General features: G+C 40.8%; 10 protein-coding genes. 9 read left to right on the top strand and 1 reads right to left on the bottom strand.

Annotated features, from left to right (window positions below; genetic code table 11):
• Window positions 1-47 precede the first annotated feature (47 nt).
• Window positions 48-3,380: a VCBS repeat-containing protein gene (locus AABB81_RS07070; RefSeq protein ID WP_342159525.1), complete on the bottom strand. Its 3,333-nt coding sequence runs from the start codon at window positions 3,378-3,380 to the stop codon at window positions 48-50.
• Window positions 3,381-3,707: 327 nt separating this feature from the next.
• On the opposite strand from AABB81_RS07070, the gene AABB81_RS07065 reads away from it, so the two are divergent.
• The 9 genes from AABB81_RS07065 to AABB81_RS07025 all read left to right on the top strand — a co-directional run bounded on the left by AABB81_RS07065 (window position 3,708) and on the right by AABB81_RS07025 (window position 18,499).
• Window positions 3,708-5,435, top strand: a complete 1,728-nt coding sequence (locus AABB81_RS07065) for a CRTAC1 family protein (RefSeq protein ID WP_342159524.1) — start codon at window positions 3,708-3,710, stop codon at window positions 5,433-5,435.
• Between the two features lie 13 nt (window positions 5,436-5,448).
• On the top strand, window positions 5,449-6,861 hold the full coding sequence (locus tag AABB81_RS07060; protein WP_342159523.1) for an HzsA-related protein: 1,413 nt from the start codon (window positions 5,449-5,451) through the stop codon (window positions 6,859-6,861).
• 7 nt (window positions 6,862-6,868) lie between these two features.
• A complete protein-coding gene (locus tag AABB81_RS07055; protein ID WP_342159521.1) occupies window positions 6,869-8,902 on the top strand; it encodes a hypothetical protein in 2,034 nt (677 codons plus the stop codon).
• Window positions 8,903-8,912: 10 nt separating this feature from the next.
• Window positions 8,913-10,127: a ligand-binding sensor domain-containing protein gene (locus AABB81_RS07050; RefSeq protein WP_342159520.1), complete on the top strand. Its 1,215-nt coding sequence runs from the start codon at window positions 8,913-8,915 to the stop codon at window positions 10,125-10,127.
• A gap of 47 nt (window positions 10,128-10,174) precedes the next feature.
• Window positions 10,175-10,768: a Rid family hydrolase gene (locus tag AABB81_RS07045; RefSeq protein ID WP_342159519.1), complete on the top strand. Its 594-nt coding sequence runs from the start codon at window positions 10,175-10,177 to the stop codon at window positions 10,766-10,768.
• A 10-nt stretch (window positions 10,769-10,778) separates the two neighbouring features.
• Window positions 10,779-12,089 carry an ABC transporter substrate-binding protein gene (locus AABB81_RS07040; protein WP_342159518.1) on the top strand — a complete coding sequence of 437 codons (1,311 nt, stop codon included), beginning with the start codon at window positions 10,779-10,781 and terminating at the stop codon, window positions 12,087-12,089.
• Between the two features lie 41 nt (window positions 12,090-12,130).
• A complete protein-coding gene (locus tag AABB81_RS07035) occupies window positions 12,131-13,228 on the top strand; it encodes an ABC transporter substrate-binding protein (protein WP_342159517.1) in 1,098 nt (365 codons plus the stop codon).
• A 62-nt stretch (window positions 13,229-13,290) separates the two neighbouring features.
• Window positions 13,291-16,854 (top strand): CRTAC1 family protein, encoded by a 3,564-nt coding sequence (locus AABB81_RS07030; protein WP_342159516.1) that lies wholly within the window; start codon window positions 13,291-13,293, stop codon window positions 16,852-16,854.
• Window positions 16,847-18,499: a CRTAC1 family protein gene (locus AABB81_RS07025; RefSeq protein WP_342159515.1), complete on the top strand. Its 1,653-nt coding sequence runs from the start codon at window positions 16,847-16,849 to the stop codon at window positions 18,497-18,499. Before AABB81_RS07030 ends, AABB81_RS07025 begins: the two co-directional genes overlap by 8 nt.
• Window positions 18,500-18,592 lie beyond the last annotated feature (93 nt).

Genomic DNA, 18,592 nt, shown 5'->3' with positions numbered 1-18,592 from the left:
GACTGTTTTACCGAAATTAATATTAATTATAGACCACGTAAGACTACTTACCGGTTGAATTCAAAAATTTTCAGCCTGTCATTGTTTTGTCCGGAAACTACAAAATCCCTTCCTCTTTTATCAGTGATTTTGATCATATGATTTGATTGACCGGGCACATAGAACCCTGAATTCCTGCTTGGGATCACGTCAAAATCAGTCCCGTTTGTTTTTATAAACAAGCCGGTCAGGGCATCGAACTGCCCGTAATTGGATTCGGCAGTGAAATCATTTCCAACGGCAAGGATATCAGTTTGACCATCCTTATCAAAGTCAGAGACAAGAAAGTCATTCAAAGGAGACACCTGCAAAGCAGATGGCAAGCTTCTGACTTTAAATATACCTCCTCCTAAATTTTCGACATAGGAGCTTTCAAAAGTTGTTACTTTTAAAGTTTCTGATTCGAGATCATTGATCTTTAAAAGGCCTTTAAATGTGATTTTCGCGAATTCCTCATAAGAATAAAAATGAATGACGGTTTCAGGATACTGCCTTTTGATATCGTCTTTTGTATGGATGGGAAACAAAGTTTTCTTGCCTTCAAAATCAAAATACTGGCCTAATAAAGGGTCGAGTCTTCCATCCTTGTCAAAATCCTGGTTATACACATAAACCGGGTAGTTTTTAGATGGTTTTACATATCCGTTAAGTCCTTGATTTCCGATAATAAAGTCCATATCTCCATCCTTGTCAAAATCAGCAGCCTCAATACAATTCCACCATCCTTCAGTGGTGATTTTATCATCATCTTTGTCGAGCCAGGTTAAAGGCATCTTTTTCAAAACCCCTTCATGATTTTTAAATACCCTGATTGGCATAAATTCTCCAACAACCAAAAGATCCTCCCATCCATCACCATCAATATCAGACCAAATGGCATCTGTAACCATTCCAAGATTTGACAGATCGTTATTTTCCTGTTTTTTATAAACCCCATTATTATTAATCAATATGGAGCTTTCTGGAGTTTTTGGATAGTTGTCGGGCGTTATTCTGGCACCAATAAACAGATCCAAGTCACCATCGTGATCAATATCAATTGCTCTTACACAAGCATTACTGGCATATAATTCAGGTAATGCACTGGGAGAAAGTGAAAATTCACCTGCTCCGTTGTTTAGATAAATTCGGTCTGCATAATTAGGAGAATTCTCGCTAAATTCAGTTCCTCCGCTACTCACATAAAGATCCAGGTCTTTGTCATTATCCACATCAATAAAAATGGCATCTGTATCTTCGTAAATTGAATCGAGTAGCTGCCTGGGGTAATACTGCCCTGATGCATCCTGAAACCATACAGAACCTGCCTGGTTAAAACTTCCTCCAATAAAGATTTCATCACCTGGCTCACCGTCTAGATCTGCCGCAGCCAGACAAGGCCCTGACCTGGAGTATTGTCTCATTAACATTTGTTGTTTAAAAAATTCGTTTTGAAGATTTTCTATATGGGTAAAATCCAATAAACTGTCTGCTGACCGGAAGGTATAGGGTAGGTTCTTCTCAGGTTTTTTATAAGGTTTGCTTGAATCATATGATACTTCCAGCAATTGATCGGCTTGGAGGTTCTTCATAAAGGTTCTGTTCCCATTTGGCCAGATTATTTGCAGCGAATCAATAGTTGTTCCTGTAACTCCGAAATGAACAACCGGATCAACAGATGACAAATAGCCCCTGATGACAGATTGAAAGTAATGTTGTTCGCGCCCTTTGTTCCACAGGGTGACTTTTGAACCAATCCCGTCCTTGTTTTTGGGATGACTATTTAATTTAATCCTCAGATAATGGTTTTCAAGCTTGGATGATGTTTTGTTTTCCAGGAGGAAGGCCTTGGAATTTATGTTACTAACGACCATATCCAGATCACCATCCAAATCAAAATCAGCATAAGCAACACCGTTTGACAGTGAAGGTACCGCCTCTATCCAGGTATTGGAAACATCTTCAAATTCATCAGGATTCTTTTGTTCGTAGAAAAAATTAGGTTCCTTGATCGAAGGAAGGTCTTTGAGATATTTTTCAAGGGAGCTGTTCTTTGTAAAAGTATTATTGGTCTGAGACATAAAATTAATATAATCCCGATCGATCACATCCTTGATATATCCATTGGTAATGTAAATGTCTTTATCTCCGTCATTGTCAAAATCCAACATCAAGGGAGCCCAGCTCCAGTCTGTGCTTGAAACACCATAAAATAACCCAACTTCACTGCTTTTTACGGGCTCGCCATTCAAATACCCGTTTGTTAATTGCATAGTATTTCTCATATACTGGGCACTGTAACCCATGTTCCGCGTATTCATGTGCTCAGCATAGCTCATTTTACCCTGTACGCGTTTTTGTCTGTAATAACTATTGGGGAACATATCCAAAACAATAATATCCCAAAAACCATCATTGTTGATATCGCCGATATCCATGCCCATACCATTTGTGGTGGTATGCCCTAAATATTTTTTATTGAGCTCTTCAAAACCCGGATTCAAACTATCGTGATGCGCCTTGTTGATATACAGAAAATCTTCGGTAATAAAATCGTTGGAAACGTAAATATCGATCAACTGGTCATCATTGAAATCTGTGATGCCAACTCCAAGGCCAAAACCTTTGTGAATTATATTGAGTTCTTCTGAAACATTTACAAAAACAGGATGATCAATTCCTTCACGGGTTTCATTTTTTAAAAGGTAATCCTGCAGGAAATCGGGCCAAACATCTTTAGGCCTGGGGAAATTCCTGTTGAATTTAATGCTGTTTTTGTTATGAACAATATATACGTCCAGATCATCATCCATATCATAGTCGAAGAAAACAGCCTGAGTGGCATAATTTGGGTCATTGAGTCCATAGGCTTCTGCCTGTTCAATAAAGGTGGGAATCCCATTTTGATTCAAGCCCTGGTTGATAAATAATAGATTAGGACAATTATTGTCACAGTTTACACCTGCTACATTCAAATAGATATCATCCAGCCCATCGGCGTTGATATCCACAATAGAAACTCCGGTAACCCAACTGTCGGTCTTGAAATTTGCCTCCAAAGAGATGTCTTCAAACACCAGGGATCCTTTATTCAGGTACAGCGCAGAAGAAACCTGATTCCCTGTAAAAACTATATCCGACAGGCCGTCATTATTAAAATCACCTATACCCGTGCCTCCTCCGTTAAAACAATTTAAACAGTCAGTGGGATTTACGCTGTCGTTTTCAATAATGGTATTGGCAAATTCTATATGTGACCTCGAAGCATCCACAAATTTGAACAGATCCTTTTTCGGATTTCGGTTGCAGCTTAAAATCAAAAAGCAGCATCCAAGGATCAGACCGATAGGTTGAATTTTCATGTAAAAAGTTTTTTCAAAATGAATGAAATAGAATTGTCAAACTTAAGCGAATTGCTTTGTTGCAAAATAAGGTTGTTAAACAGTCTTAAATTTTTTGATAAAAATCTGAAAAATCTTTGTAAAGGAATAAGAAATCAAGATTTTTTTTAATGACATATATCATTCTTTTTCAGCCAAAACTACGCCAAATTTGACAAGTAAATACAATTGCCGCTTTCGACCTTGAATTGCACCTTTAAAGCCTGAGCAGTTTGATCATTGACAGGTGATTATTATGTCAGTTCAATTGATTTATTGTGGTTTAATCATTAAATGTCAATAATTTAGATGGGAAGCCTACTTTTCAATATAAAAAAAATCAATAAGCAAGCACAGCCTTACACACTTAAAAACTTCTGTATACTGAATCTGGTGCTTGCGCTGTTCTTTATGCTTGGGGCATGTGAGCAAGGGGGCAAAACCAATAAAAAAAATGACAATTTGTTGCTCGTTCCTGCCAAATCCAATTCGGAATTCTTTCAGGAAATCGGCGAATCCATAGGGCTGGATTTTGTTCACTCCATAGGTGCCGAAGAGATGAACAATATCGTTGAATCAGTTGGAGGGGGAGCTGCTTTTCTCGATTATGACAAGGATGGTTATATGGATATTTATACCTGCAGCGGAACCTGGCTGGAGGGTTTTAGTAAAAGCGAAAAACCACAGGAACTTCCTTATAACCATTTGTATAAAAACATGCAGGACGGAACATTCATGGATGTTAGCAGCCAGTCGGGGGTTCAGGGCGAATCATACAGTATGGGGATTACAGTTGGTGATTTTAACAATGACGGCTATCCGGATATTTATTTGTCTAATTATGGAAAGAATACGCTTTATCAGAATTTGACAGATGGCACCTTTAAAGATATAACTGATAAGGCAGGGGTTGGTGGAGCCAATAAGTGTAGTGTAGGAGCAGTATGGCTCGATTTTGATAATGACGGTTTGCTGGATCTCTATGTGGGTAATTACCTGAATTTTGACCCAGAATATTCATATTACTACGCTCCTGATGGTTTTCCCGGTCCGTTGGCTTATGATAGCCAGAAGGATCAACTGTTTAGGAATACTGGAAATGGAAGTTTTGAGGATGTGACAGATCAAATGGGGATCATAGATATTGATGGCAGGGCCATGGGGGTTGGTGCCGCCGACTATGACGATGACGGATTTGTCGATATTTATGTGGCAAACGATCATACGGTGAATTATCTCTGGCATAATGATCAGGGAAAGGGATTTACCGATAAAGGAACCTTATCAGGGACAGGTTTTAGCCAGGCAGGGGAAGCAACCGTTAGTATGTCGGTTGATTTTGCAGATTACAACAGGGATGAACTTCTCGATATCTTTATTTCAGATGATAATTATTGCTCGCTGTATGAAAATCTGGGCAACGGAATTTTTAAGGATAATTCTTACACTTCGGGCATTTCCATGGCTTCAGGACAATTTGTGGGTTGGTCATCCTCCTTTTTAGATTATGACAATGACGGGGATGCTGACATTTTCAAATCCAACGGTGAATTGAAACACTTATACGGGCAGGAAGATCAGTTGTTCGATAATTTGGGTAATGGCAAATTCAGTGATATTTCTCTTGATTTAGGCGGCTACTTCGAAGAGGAACACGTTGGGAGAGGAGCCTGCATAGGTGATTATGACAATGATGGAGATCTCGATATTTATATTGTGAACCTTGATGGAAAGGGAAAATTCCTGCGAAACAATTTCGGGAATCTGTCGAACTGGCTTATGCTGGATCTTGAGGGAACTGTGAGTAACAAGGATGGCCTTGGGTGCCGTATTAAAATTGTTACAGACACGCTGGTGCAAACTGCTCAGAAAAAAAGTACGACAGGTTACCTTTCTCAGAATGACTCTCGAATTCATTTCGGAATCGCTGATTACGAAGTTGTAGACAGAATTGAAATCAAGTGGCCCTCGGGGCAATTTCAGCTTCTGGAAAAAGTTAATGCGAATCAAATAATAAAAGTCGTCGAACCACAATAAAAAATAGAAGCAAATGTATAGAGAAGTACAGTCGTTTTTTGTGATCCTTGCTTTTGCAATGTTGTATCTGTTGACTTCGTGCAACAATGCTTCCATGCAGGGGCATATCATCATTACGGCTGTCAACAATAAAGAGCGGGTTTTAGAATTTAAATCCCCGACATATACGGGCTTTCTCAAAAGTGCAAAATTACTGGCCATCGATCCTGAAAGCGAAACCACATCGGCTTTGCTGCTCACAAAGGATTTTTATTCTGCCTGTTCTCCTGATATTTCATTCGATGCCCGTAAAATGGTTTTTGCAGGGCAAAAATCGGATAGTGATACCTGGCAGATTTATGAAATGGATCTAAGCAGTTTAAGATATAAGCAATTAACAAATGCTACTGAGAATTGCACTGACCCTCTTTATCTTCCGGGAGAGAAGATTGCTTTCAGCAAAGCCTCTGGTCACGATTCAGTATTTAAAGGCCATTCACTGATGGTAATGCAGGCTGATGGTTCGCAGCCACAACAGATCACTTTTAGCCCCGGATCTTATTTTGGAAGTACGCTTCTCCACGATGGCCGGATAATCACCTTGAACCGACAAGCTGGCAGTGAGACAGAGAAAAGAAACCTTATGGTTATGAGACCTGATGGAACCAAGGAAACATTATTTTATCAGAGCAGGGAATTGGATGAATTGATCGCTACAGGCAGGGAAACGGTAGATGGTCAAATTTTGTTACTTGAAAAAAGCAAAGAAGGCAAAGATAACCTGTTCACTGTTTCTTATAACAATCCGATGAACAGCAAAAAACACATCAATGGAGGATTATCAGGAGAAATACTGGGCCTGAGTCCCTTGACAAATGAAAACTTGCTCATTTGTTATAAGGCAAGTGAAAACGACAACTACGGATTGTATGAATTGGATTATAGAAATTCTGGCGGTGTTCAAGCTGTTTATACCGACAGCCATTATCAAATGCTGGATGCTGTGGCCGTAGAGTTGCGCAACAGGCCTAAAAAGATTCCGAGCGAGGTTAAAATGGAGGAGGAGACGGCTCTTTTGCTTTGTCAGGATATAAATTTTATGGGGTTTCATAGTGATTCTATCATTAGTGAAGACGAAAGGGCCGTTAAAATTGAGTTACTTGGTGCCCAATCTTCACTGGGAGTTGTTGATGTGGAAAGTGATGGCTCTGTTTACTTAAAAATTAAGGCGGATATGCCTTTTCAAATACAAACGCTTGATAAATCAGGTAACATTGTTAACGGGCCGAGCAGCTGGATCAACCTGAGACCAAATGAACGCAGGGCATGTGTGGGTTGTCATCAGGGAAATGAGATGGTACCCGAAAACAGGCAACCTCTGTCAGTGTTAAAGCCACCGGTACTCATAATGCCTCAGGAAAAGCAATTAATGGCAAAAAGTCAATAATATTAAAATGAATAGGAATAAAACATATATCATACTTGCACTAATGCTTGGGCTGGGGCTGCTTGTGTTTTATCCGGGCAAACAACTTGCAAGAGAACATGTAAATGAAAGAACGGCTGTAACCGACCATCCATTGGTATGTACTTCCTGTCATATCCCTATTTCAAAGAACAAATTGATCTCGAAAATGATCAATGCCGATTATTATTCTCCGTTTAACCTGGCCGTGGATCATAATAATAAATGGCTGTATATAGTGGCCCAGGACCGCGACGAATTGCTTGTTGTAGACCTCGAAACAAACAGGGTTGTCAAAAATATAGCGGTAGGGAAACATCCTCATTCTGTTATTATTGATCAGAAGGGGCAAAAGGCCTATGTGAGTAATGAATGGTCAGACAACGTCAGTGTTATAAACCTGGATTCGTTCGAAGTGGCAGATACGATATCAACCGGTAACGGACCTGCAGGGATGGCCCTTGACCACGAAGAAAAGCATCTCTATATCGTCAATTGTTTTGGTTCGGATGTTTCTTTAATCGAATTGAATGAGAAAAAGGAGGTCAAAAGGCTGAGTACAGGAAACAACCCAACAGGAATTGCCTTGTCTCCGGTTGATGAAGAAATTTTAGTAACGGGAAGAAGAGCTAATATCGCAGCTTTTAATGAGCCCTTGATCACAGAGCTTACCATGATCAATACGCAAAAACAACGCGCTTTAAAAATGAATGTGGAAGAGGCCTATCTCATGGAAAATGCAGCCTACACGCCCTCAGGGGATCTTGCGATGTTCACGTTAATCAGGCCTAAGAATCAATTACCTGCTGTTCAGGTTGAGAGTGGTTGGATGATGACCCATGGCATCGGAGTGATCGAGAGAAACAAAAATGGCAGGATCAGCCAGTTTCTGCTGGATGAACCAAATGCTTATTATCCCGATCCTTTTGATATAGAAATTTCACCTGATGGCAAAAGGGCTTATGTGTCTAGTTCGGGGGTTGATATGATTTCTGTAATCGCTATTGATTCAATTAGAAAAATGCTCGAAGTAACAGATCCCCAGCTTAGAAGAAGTTATGCAAATAACCTTGATTTAAGCAGGAGCTTTGTTATCAAAAGAATAAGAACAGGTGAAAACCCGAAAGGGATGGCCCTTTCTGCGGATGGTAAAAAACTGTATGTGGCCGAACAATTGAATGACATGGTATCTGTGATCGATACCGAAACACTTGAAAAGACCCTGTCAATTGACCTTGGTGGCCCGATCCGAATCACGGTAGCCAGGCAAGGCCGCAGGCTTTTTAATAATGCGGGCCATACTTTTCAAAACCAGTATTCCTGTTATACCTGCCACCCCGATAATCACGAAGACGGCCTGATTTATAATATGGCAGCTAAAGGCATGGGTCGTAATTTGACCAATACACAATCGCTTAGGGAAATTGGAGATACGGCACCTTTTAAATGGAACGGAATGAATCAAACCGTATACAAGCAGGACGGTATGCGATTTTCAACTGTTCTGACCAGAACAGAGCAATTCAGTTATGCTGACCTGGATGCCATATCGGCTTATATCATGAGAGGGATCAAACAGCCACCAAATTTAATGTATAATCCCACAGGAGAATTAACAGCTTCCCAGGAAAGGGGAAAATTGCTTTACGAGAGAACTGAAGATCATGCAGGGAATCCGATCCCCGAAAACAACAGGTGCGTGACCTGTCATCCGGCGCCGCTTTACAGCAATCTTAAATTGGCCGATGTGAGTACTCTGGCAGATTCTGATGATTCCATACCCTTTGATACACCTCATTTGAACAATGTGTTTGCTTCGGCTCCCTATTTACATGACGGGCGGGCCAAAACCCTGGAGGAAATATGGACCATTTATGGCACGGATGACAAACATGGATATGTGAATGATATGAGTAAATCGGAACTCAATGACCTGGTAAATTATTTAAAATCCTTAAGGAGCCCCGAATATGATCAGGAGGCTCCCAATATCCAACATGGCTCATTATTTTATTCAAATTAAAAACTGGCTTATGAAATACCTGATTAAAAATATTAGACCTTTTGCAGTACTACTGATTTTAATAGGATCAGTCTTGGTTTCATTAGGATTTATCAGAATAAAGCAAAAGGGCCCAATGCTCTTTTTTGAAAAGGATGCAACTACCATTGACGAGTCCAGGAGCATCAAAGCTTCATCTGAACCCTTTGTAACAAAAGAATCGACCGGAATGCCTGTTTACGGTAACTGGAAGAATTTTACGACAAAAGATGGTTTGCCGGGAGATAAAACGTATTGCGTGCGAATCGATGGGGATAGGGTTTTGGTTGGCACACATAATGGCCTGGCAGTTTACGAAGAAGGAAAATGGTCGACTTATACAACAGATGACGGACTCGCCCATAATGGGGTTTTAGCCATAGATGTCAGTGAGCAAACAGGTGATGTATGGTTGGGGACCATGGGAGGACTGTCGCGCTGGTCAGCCGGAAAGTTTGAAAATTTTAACCAGTTAAACAGCGGAATGCCGAATGACCTTATTTACGCCGTTGCTTGTGATGAGAAAGACGTTTGGGTCGCCACGGGTGGTGGAGCTGGCAAATACGATACGCATAGCAAAGAATGGGAAATATTCACAGAACAAAATGCCCCTATGCATGAACCCTGGACCTACGGGGTTTGTAGTGGAGGCGATAAAATTTTTATTGCGGCCTGGGGGGGAGGTGTTGTGGAATACAACAAGAAAACAAAACAATTCAGAGATTATACCGATCCTGACGGAAACATGGAAATAGATTTGTTTCCTGATGACGGAATTGTTCATGATATCACAACAGGGACCTCCTGGTCCAATGGTAAACTCTGGGTAGGCACTTATTTTGGTTTGAGTCGTTATGACGGAACAAGATGGAAAGGATATTTTGACCACGACAGTGGTTTGGCCAGTAACTTCATCAATTTCATAAAGGCCTCAGGCGATCAGGTTCTAATTTGTACTGATAAAGGTTTAAGTTGCACAGATGGCGAAAACTGGATTACATATACCAGAAACAAAGATGACCATAACGGCAAAGCTACTATCCTTAAAGCAGGTGTAAAATCAGAAATCGATATGTATCCCTCTGTCTCGCATAACTATATTCTGGGAGTTGATCTAAAAGATGATGTGATTTGGGTAGCGACTTCTGAGGGGGTTTGCCGTGGAGAAGCTTTAAGCAAAGAAGGCAAAGGCCTTGTAGTAAAGTAAAAAAAACAAAAGAATAATTAGATAAATAATCGTAAACAATAAATATTATGGGAAATACAACAGACATTCAAGAGAGAAAATTACTAATTGATCTGAATAAACTAACGGATGGAGAAAAAATTGAAATGAGAAAACTCGGAATCCTGTCTGATGCGAATCATATCACGGAGTCAATATACCCTCCTATTCATAAAGAAAGACCTCCCATCGAAAAGCATGTAGTGCATGCGCCACATACCATAAATGAAGCCTATGATTACCAAAAACCTTCTTCCTTTTCGAGAGCCCTCAGACTTGATTTTGGCGACTATAAAGTACTGTTGATTTCAGGAACAGCAAGTGTAAATGAAGAAGGAAAACCTGAACACATAGGAGATTTTAAAGCCCAGTTGTGGAGAACCTATGTCAATGTGACGAACCTGCTCGAGGCCGAAGGAATGACCTGGCATGATGTGGTAAGAACAAGTAATTATTTAAGAGACATAGAAAGAGACTATGAAGAATTTAATAAGATTCGTACCTCTTTCTACCAATGGTTGAATCTGGACCCACTTCCTGCAAGTACAGGTATTCAGGCAAGGCTTTGTTGGGAGACACTCCTCGTGGAGATTGAAGTATATGCAGTATGTAAGAAAAATTAAAACAATGACGATGCGGGCTAGCTTCAAAATAGGACTTTGGTATGTATGGGTTGTACTGTTTCAATTGGCAGGATTACATGCCCAGGAAAAAGATTTGAATTACGGGAAAACACCTGATAAACTCTTTCCTTATCAGAAGTTTCAAAAGGCCTATAAGTATCATTTTGTCGAGCCCGTTCAATTCTATGGAGCCGGAAGAAATAAAGTGGCACCGGATAATCTTAAGGAGGTTCGGATAGGTTTTCTAGGTCCTCTTGAAGGATCATCACTGGTGCCTCTTGGAAGGCAAATGCTCAATGGCGCAACTTTAGCCCTGGAACAGGCGAATGCTGCCGGAGGATACAAAGGCCTCCCTTTTACCCTTATGGTTCATAACGATGTTGGACTCTGGGGAGCCGCAGCGAATGAAGTGGTTAAAATGGATGAAGAAAAGGTTTGGGCCTGGCTCGGGTCAATTGATGATATTGTTTCGCATGTGGCGCTCAGGGCTACCCTTAAAATGGAGATCATGATGGTGAATACAGGTGATCCTGACCCCACTTTTACGGAGACTAATATCCCCTGGGCCATTCGTGTGATCAGTGATGATCGACAGAGCGGTTATGCCCTGGCCACACATATTTTTGAGGAAAAGAAGCATCAGCGTGTTGCCGTGATTAGAACCAATACCCGTTACGGAAGGGTCGGTATTATGGAGTATTCGGGTGCAGCCGTGAGGCTGGGACATCCCATGATGATTGAGGAGCGTTTCAATGATGGGGAAACTGATTTTTCCATGCAATTGGATAATATCAAAAGAGTGTCTCCAGATGCCATTCTGATTTGGGCGAATGCTAAGGAATCTGCCCTGATCCTGAACCAGTTAAGAAAAATGGGCATGAAGCAACCTGTGTATGCTTCAGACAGGATCGTTTCAAATGAATTCCTTGATATAGCGGGTGATCTTGCCGAAGGTGTTGTTAGTACCAGTCCTTATAACCCAAGGTCTTCAAGTAAAAAATTAGCAAACTTCAGGAGGGATTATTCAGACAGGTTTGGTTTGGAACCTGATGTCTTTGCAGCTCATGCTTTTGATGGAATGAACCTGATCATTGCGGCGATTCAAAAAGTAGGGCTTAATCGCGTGCTCATAAGAGATGTACTGACAGATCTGAATACTTTTCAGGGTTACCAAGGGGTTACAGGTAAAATTATTTTAGACGAAAGCTGGAACGATATTGGGGATATTTGGATGGCTGAAGTTAAAAACGGACAGTTTGTATTCAGTCCCGGTCCCGATTTGGGAAAAAGAAGCCATTCCGGGAAAATGGTGGGATACTAGCAGTTCCTTTTCGGTTTTATACTCAATATAAAAACACCAAAGTGAAGTTTTTACATATCAGACAGATATCGTTCTTTATACTCTTGTCAGGAGCTGTTTTTTCCTTGAATTTACACGGTCAGAAGAAAGTTGAGGAGCATGAGTTTGTGCCACTTGGGTTTTTGGTGAATGACCTTAATGAATTTCAGGCAGGGTTCGCTGCCAAGCTGGCCGTGAAAAACATAAATGATCATGGTGGTATTAACGGAAAACCCCTGAAATTAATAACCCGATCTGTTGAGGGTTCCTGGGGAGCCGGATCGGGCGAAGTGGTTGATTTGGTTTTTAACGAAAAAGTGACAGCCATACTGGGTTCCATTGATGGCAGGAATTCTCATTTGGCGGAGCAGGTCATCGCAAAAACGCAAGTTCTGTATCTTTCTGCCTGGTCAAGTGACCCCAGCCTTTCTAAAGCTTATGTGCCATGGTATTTTTCTCTTGTACCTACCGATGATCAGCAGGCAACTCTGCTTCTTGATGAAGTTAATGTGAAGAATGGGTTTCAAAAAATATTTGTTGTTCATGATCATACCTATGATGCAGAACAAGCTTTAAAAAGTTTGATTGAGGGTACGAAAGGAAGAGATCGGCTTAAAATCAGATCATTCGGTTACCCGCCCACAGCATCAGGATCAGAGGGCTTTTTGGCTGAGGTAAACAGGAACGGGGCAGAAGCAGTTATTCTTATAGGAACGCAGCTTCCCCTGTTAAAAATCCTAAATCAACTCGAGGAGTTAAACGAGACCATTCCTATTTATACCCATCTTTCGGTGCAAGGATCTCAGGAGTTTATTTCGAACCGGATTGAATACATAAATAGATTTTATGTCATTGGTTCAGGAAAGGGGATGCATTCGGATCTCTATGGTTTTGAAAGTGCCTTTATAAAACAATACGATCAAAAGCCAGGACCGATGGCCACCTTTGTTTATGACGGGATCTTGATTTTAGCTGATGCCTTGAAGCAGTCTGAAAATCACGATCTCAGTTTGCAGCAAACCATGTCTCAAATTAATTATCAAGGACTTAGAGCTAAGGTTCAGTTTGATTCTCAGGGAAGAGTAAAAAATCCGGGAGAACTAAGGATATTAAAGGAATAAATCTACCCTGCCCGGCAAAAAAACTTCAAACAATTATCTATTTATTACTTAACTTTGATCCAATGAAGAACATTGGTATTTTAGGTTTGTTATTGTTGATATTTGTGAGTTTGTCCGGCTGTAAAGAGTCTGAAGAAGACAGGCGTAAAAAATCAATCGAAATAATGACGACCCAGACTCTTGGGCTGGCCTATCTTGAGGAGTTTAAGCTTTCTGAGGCTGAAAGGGAATTTCTTAAGTTGATTGAATTGGCCCCCGATGATAAACTTGGTTATGCCAATCTTGGGTTGGTATACCTCCGGATGGGAAAATACAAAGACGCAGAAGCTCAGATTTTTAAAGCCATGGATATTGATCCGGATGATGGTGACATCAGCTTGCTGCTTTCTACCGTATATCAATTGGATGGAAGACGTGAGGAAGCGATCAGGACTTTGCAAACGGCCCTTAAATCGGATCCCGGTCAGGTTAAAATCCTTTACGACCTTTCTGAATTGTACTCGGCTGAAAGCGGAGATGCTGCTCAGGAAATCAGAAAGGGCTATCTGGAACAACTTGTAAAATACGCCCCGGCTAACATAGTACCTCAGTTACAACTCACAGAAATATTGATCAGGGAAGGGAGCTCGGATGCGGCTATAGAAAGACTGGAAATCCTGGAAAAACAATTCCCTGAGTTTCCAAAAGAGTCCAAAGAATTTTATGATAAGGCCAAAGAAAATTTACTGTTATCCGAAAACGAAAAGGCAATCATCAATTATACTATTTTTTATAATTATCTCAGGGTTTCTTTTCCGTATCAATCGGGGATTAATGAGTTAAAGGGCCCAGGCGGTTCACAGATAGGATTCCCGCTGATTACCTATAACCGAAGTCTCAATGAACAACCCCTTGAGGACCAGCCTGTTTTAGACGTTTTAAAATTCAAAGATGTTACTTCCGAAATGGGGCTCATACTGTTTCCTTCTAATAAAAATGGAGATGTAAATTTTAAGAACACAACTCACCTTAAGACTGCAGATTATAATGGGGATGGTAAAACGGATCTTTATATAGGCAGTTATGATACTTCACGAAAATCCTATGAGCATTTCCTTTTTAACAATACCTCCGGGGGCTTTGAAAACGTAGGGAACCTTGTAGGCCTGGAACATGTTGGAAAAGAAAATGGAGCGACATTCGCAGACTATGACAATGACGGGTTTTTAGATCTTTATGTGTATATGGATGAAGGATCGTTCTTGTATAAAAATGCTGATAAGGGGGTTTTTGAAAACAGGACCCAGGCAGCTAAAATCAAAAGTGATCAGGTGAATAAAGCTTTATTCTTCGACATGGACCAGGACGGGGACCTCGATCTTTTTGAAGCTTTAAAAACCGGGAACCGGGTGTTTAGAAACAATGGAGATGAAACTTTTACTGAAATGACCAGGGAGATGGGGTTTGCCCTTGAGGAAGCAATGAATACCATTGATGTTGCATTTGGCGATTTTGATGATGACGGGGATGTGGACCTGATCACCTTAAATGACAAAGGCACGATCGCTTTCTATACAAATAAGCGGCAAGGAAAATTCGAGCAGCAAACTGATACGGGCCTGCAGTCAAATAAAGGCGGCAGGACATTAAAGGTCGGAGATTTTAACAATGATGGTTTTCTGGATATTTTTAAAGCAGCCAGAGAAGCAAAACAAAGCAGGCTTTATACCAATACAAAAGAAGGGAAATTCGAACAAAGCCCAGATTCTGAAAATCTGTTTCCCGGAATCGAAAATATCAACCTACAGGATGTTGCATTTGTTGATTTTGATAACGACGGCTTTCAGGACGTCTTTTTCATTGGTGAGGCCATAAAAAAGAACGGCTCCGGTTTGTTGCTTTACCATCATAACGGTTCAGGGGCTTATACGAACGTTTCCGATATTTTACCTGAGAATTCCTATACAGGATCGAAATTGGCTTCTTTGGATTACGATAATGATGGAGATCAGGACATTTTACTGGGTTTAAAGGATGGAGGTGTAAGCCTGTTGAGAAATGATGGTGGAAACATGAACCATTATGTCAATATGAAACTTGTGGGCCTGAGAACAGGCAGCGCCAAAAATAATTACTTTGGAATTGGAGCAAAAGTTGAGATGCGTGCCGGAGACCTGTATCAAAGTACGGTTGTTACCGACCCAAATATTTACTTCGGACTTGGGAACAGGTCAAAAGCCGACATCATAAGGATTACCTGGACCAACGGAGTGCCGCAAAATATTTTATTGCCGGATGCCGATCAGGCCCTGATTGAATCGCAAACCTTAAAAGGTTCCTGCCCTTTTCTGTACACCTGGAACGGAAAGGAATATGAGTTCGTAAAAGACATCACCTGGAGGAGCGCACTGGGCATGCCTTTAGGAATCATGGGAGGCACTACCAAATATGCTTTTGCCGACGCTTCAGATGACTATATCAAGATTGACGAGAGTCAATTAAAACCTAAGAATAATACTTATGCTATCCAGGTCACCTCAGAATTGTGGGAAACAATTTATATGGATCAGATTGAATTAGTGGCGGTTGATCATCCTGTGGAGGTAGATATTTTTGTTCCGGAACAGTTTACTCCCCCGCCTTTTCAGGGAATGAATGTTTTGCAGGTGGAAAAAAAGCACCCTCCTGTTTCAGCAAAAGATGAGCTGGATCGCGATGTGCTTCCTGAGATTCTCCAAAAAGATGATCAATATATTTCTAATTTAACTCCTGGCAGATACCAGGGAATTACCAAACTGCATGATTTGATCCTGGATCCCGGAGAAGCAGGTCAATTGGAAAACCTTCATTTGTTTTTAAGAGGATGGATCTTTCCTACTGATGCCAGTATCAATGTGGCTCTGTCGCAGTCAGCAGCTTTAAAGCTGCAATTTCCGGAGATACAGGTTGTGAACAAAAAGGGCCAATGGGAGCCTATAGCAACCGATATTAGTTTTCCGATGGGAAAGGATAAAACCGTTATTGTTGATCTTAGGGGTAAATTTTTAAGTAGTGATCATCGTTTGCGTATTCGAACCAATATGGAAATTTATTGGGATGAAATATTCTTTGCCAATGTCGAAAATAAAAATAGCATCATCACTAATGTATTGCAACCGACTAAGGCTGACCTTCATTATCGGGGGTTTTCAAAAACCTATCGCAAGGGAGGAAGGTATGGACCTCATTGGTTCGATTATTCAGAAGTCACTACAAATGGTAAATGGCGGGATCTTACAGGGCATTATACCAAATATGGTGATGTTTTGCCCTTGTTGCAAGGGGCAGATAACAAATATATTATTTCCAATGCCGGAGATGAAACCTCCATCTCCTTTGATGCCGGTAGTTTGCCTGAGTTAAAGCCTGGCTGGAAAAGAGATTTTCTCATACACAGTGTGGGTTGGGTTAAAGATGGAGATTTCAATACTGCTGACGGCAGTACCGTACTTCCCCTGCCATTTCATGACATGAAGGCCTATCCTCCAAATGAGGAAGATTCTTACCCCGATGACCCGGATCTGAAAATATACCATGAATCATATAACACAAGAATGATAGGCCCTGAGACCTTTCAGAATTCGATAAAACCAAACTCAAGTGAATAATAGATGGCAGTTTTTTTCCGGCCTGATCTTGTTAGTGCTCCCTTTAGTACTGTCAGCACAGCAAAAAGTTATATTTAGAGATGTAGCAAAGGAATCGGGAGTGGATTTCAAGTACACCTTCGGAGATTATAACTACGAAAATATTCTTGAAAGCAGTGGTTCGGGGATTACCGTGTTTGATTATAACAATGACGGCTTTATGGATCTTTTGATGATGAATGGCACATACCTCGAAGGTATATCAGATGAAGGGGGCAAAGGGTTTAAGAACAGTCGTGACAAATTGTTTAAAAACAATGGTGACGGAACCTTTACCGAAACCGGCAATGAGGCAGGTATACATGATCTGCAATGGAGCATGGCAGCAGGTGCCATTGATCTTGACAATGATGGTTTTGAAGACTTTTTTCTATTAAACTATGGTTCCAATGTTTTTTATCACAACAATGGTGACGGGACTTTTGAGGATATTACGCCAAAACTTGGGCTTGCAGGCCCTGAGACCTTAAATGGTTTTACCAAATGGAGTATTGGTGTTTCTTTTTGGGATTACAACCTTGATGGTCGCTTAGATGCGATGGTTGGTAATTTTTTGGCTTTTGATCCCGATTATATTTCCACCCAGACGCCTGGAATGATGCCTCACCCTACAGAGTATAAAGGTCAGGCTTCCATATTGTATGAACAACAGGATGACGGTACTTTTCAAGACGTTACAGAGAAAAATGCTTTGTATTATCCTGATTCAAAATGCATGGGCCTTACCGTAGCAGATTATGACAATGACGGAGACATGGATATTTTTCAGGCCAATGACCATCAGCATAATTTCTTGTTTATAAATGATGGTGGTGTGTTTAAAGAAATGGGTGTTGCAACTGGTGTTGCTGCAAACAGCAAGGGTCAGGAGACCGGGTCAATGCACGCAACCATAGGTGATATAGATGGTGATGGATTCATTGATATTTTTGTTTCAGATCTAAAATACGGGGCTCTTTATCGCAATACAGGGAAAGGGTTTTTTGAGGATATCACTGAGAAGAGCGGTATAGCCGGGCATATGGCAGGTAAAGGAGGTTGGGGAGCCGCCTTATTCGACTATGATAATGACGGAGACCTGGATCTGATCACAGCCAACGGAACCGCTGAGGAACTAAAATTACAATATCCTTTGCTCCTTGAAAATGACGGCAGGGGTAATTTTAAGGATGTAGGCAAAATGCATGGAGCTTATTTTTCAAATAAGAGGTCGGGAAGAGGCCTTGCAGTTCTGGATTTTGACAACGATGGCGATTTAGACATTGCCATTTCTCATGTTGACCTGGAGGCTTCGGCTACCTTGCTTAGAAATGACGGGGGCAGTAAAAATAACTGGCTGGGCTTAAGTTTGAGAGGGGAACTGGGACTTGCTTCTGGTATTGGTGCGAGAATAACTGTGCGTACCGGAGATAAAACACAGGTAATAGTCAATCAATGGACAAGTGGTTATCTTTCGAATAAAGAACCCCGGGTTCATGTTGGATTAGGTGATCATAAAATGATCGATGAATTAAAAATACTATGGCCGGATGGTGATGAAGAAGTATTCAAACAGGTAAAAGTGAATCAGTATCTCAATTTTGTCAAAGGAAAGGGATATTTATAGAGAAAGATGATCATTTAAAGCTTTATGGCTTACAGCCATGGGCATAATTGGGTCAATTCATTAAATTAGCAGCAAATTCTAAAGAAGATAATA

It is taken from the genome of Lutimonas vermicola (assembly GCF_038433205.1).
Lineage (GTDB): Bacteria > Bacteroidota > Bacteroidia > Flavobacteriales > Flavobacteriaceae > Lutimonas > Lutimonas vermicola.
This window is presented reverse-complemented; position numbering and strand designations above follow the sequence as displayed.

Coding starts and splice junctions, on each gene's coding strand:
- AABB81_RS07070 (WP_342159525.1), bottom strand. CDS start 3,380: ATGAAAATTCAACCTATCGGTCTGATCCTTGGATGCTGCTTTTTGATT.
- AABB81_RS07065 (WP_342159524.1), top strand. CDS start 3,708: ATGGGAAGCCTACTTTTCAATATAAAAAAAATCAATAAGCAAGCACAG.
- AABB81_RS07060 (WP_342159523.1), top strand. CDS start 5,449: ATGTATAGAGAAGTACAGTCGTTTTTTGTGATCCTTGCTTTTGCAATG.
- AABB81_RS07055 (WP_342159521.1), top strand. CDS start 6,869: ATGAATAGGAATAAAACATATATCATACTTGCACTAATGCTTGGGCTG.
- AABB81_RS07050 (WP_342159520.1), top strand. CDS start 8,913: ATGAAATACCTGATTAAAAATATTAGACCTTTTGCAGTACTACTGATT.
- AABB81_RS07045 (WP_342159519.1), top strand. CDS start 10,175: ATGGGAAATACAACAGACATTCAAGAGAGAAAATTACTAATTGATCTG.
- AABB81_RS07040 (WP_342159518.1), top strand. CDS start 10,779: ATGCGGGCTAGCTTCAAAATAGGACTTTGGTATGTATGGGTTGTACTG.
- AABB81_RS07030 (WP_342159516.1), top strand. CDS start 13,291: ATGAAGAACATTGGTATTTTAGGTTTGTTATTGTTGATATTTGTGAGT.